The sequence below is a fragment of the Clostridium tanneri genome, from assembly GCF_033659955.1.
In the GTDB taxonomy this organism is placed as follows: domain Bacteria; phylum Bacillota; class Clostridia; order Clostridiales; family Clostridiaceae; genus Clostridium_AM; species Clostridium_AM tanneri.
In genome coordinates this window covers 1-1,441 of record NZ_JARUJP010000069.1, presented here as the reverse complement: position 1 = coordinate 1,441, position 1,441 = coordinate 1, and the positions used below count along the sequence as shown (strand labels likewise).

Genomic DNA, 1,441 nt, shown 5'->3' with positions numbered 1-1,441 from the left:
GTATTGCAAAAATAACCCTGTTAACAATACAGATCCAAGTGGATATTCCTTAATATCAATTCTTAGTAAAATTAATCAGTATGTTTTTGCAGTGGCACTAGTAATAGTAGCAGTGGTTAACTACAATATCAGTGGGCAAAATAAGTCTATAAGTAATACTATAAATAATGCCATTTCAAATTATAAGGCTAGGAATAAGGCTGTTAGTAAGAGCAAATCAAAGGTTAAGGATATTGCAACAACGAATACTAAGAATCAAAATCCAACGTATTTGCGAGCAAAAGCAACTCACCCGGGAGCAAATGTTTATGTTGATCAACCATTGAACTTACAATCAGCAAAAATGATATTGGATATTGGTGGAGATGTATATGCTCATAGTGCAGTGGATGCTGAAATCCTGTCTAAATCTGTTGGTGGAGGCTTTACTGGACCAACGAATGACGGAAATCCATTAAATGCTATGCACTATCATCCTATTTCCTATGCGGCAAGAGGGCATGTATTCTATGGGGATGATCCTAATCTAAACTTTGTGACTTTATTTAAATAAGGGAGGAATAATATGAGCGTTAGGATAGGAATAGTTTTTCCAAAAGATTATGATTTGAAGCTTTTGGAAAATTTTAAGAATAAGTATAATTTAAGTCTTATAGAGGTTAACAATAAGTACGTTAGCAATCAGCTTCATAATGATGAAGTATTTTTACAGGCGACTGAAACTGGATGTGATAGTCTTACAGGAATAGGTGCATATGACTTATATACTAAAGATATATCTTCGCTATGTGAAAATATTGAAGAGGTATCTTTAGCACAATCAATTATTGATGAGTTCCAAGAAAGAAAACTAAAGTATAAAGAGGATGCACTAAGATGGATTGAAATAATAAATGTTTTAAAATATGAATATAATGTGGGACTATTTGGGGTATTTTGGCATTTTTGTAGTGGGACATTTAATGAAGAAAAAATAATCTTTTCTAATAGGTTAACCTGTAAAGCGAAGAACATCACTATTGAGTATATAATGAAAATAGCAGAAGATGTGATTGTATTTTTTCAATAATTCAGTTGTATGGAGAAGGAGTTATCAGAGTAGATTAGTTTAGCTTTATTGTATAAATTTTGGTAGGAACTAGTTGGGTTTGAGAAAAAAATATTATTGTAATATATTAATAAATGTGTAAAATTAATTAAGAAATTCTATCAGATAAGCTTCTTTAAGGAATTCATCTGATAGAATTTTTTCTTTTAGCTTAAAAAACATTTCAGTGTGGTTATTTAGAGGAAAGTCCCATAGAACTTAAATGCGAAACATATGGAGAAACAAAAACAGTAGCAAGCTCAAGGCAAGCCTTTCGCAAAATACCACGGGGTATGTTAACAGAATGAGAACAATGTTATAACAGCATTGGTAAATAGAAGAAACAATACTGGC

2 protein-coding genes are annotated in these 1,441 nt (G+C 31.5%); both read left to right on the top strand.

The genetic code is table 11. From position 1 onward, the window contains the following. Positions 1 to 553, top strand: a 553-nt coding sequence (locus P8V03_RS18945) for a hypothetical protein (protein ID WP_428978995.1), incomplete at its 5' end; no start/stop codon positions are given. Positions 554 to 565: 12 nt separating this feature from the next. Further along, positions 566 to 1,069: a hypothetical protein gene (locus P8V03_RS18940; protein WP_261673567.1), complete on the top strand. Its 504-nt coding sequence runs from the start codon at positions 566 to 568 to the stop codon at positions 1,067 to 1,069. The last annotated feature ends 372 nt before the right edge of the window (positions 1,070 to 1,441 follow it).

Coding starts and splice junctions, on each gene's coding strand:
- P8V03_RS18940 (WP_261673567.1), top strand. CDS start 566: ATGAGCGTTAGGATAGGAATAGTTTTTCCAAAAGATTATGATTTGAAG.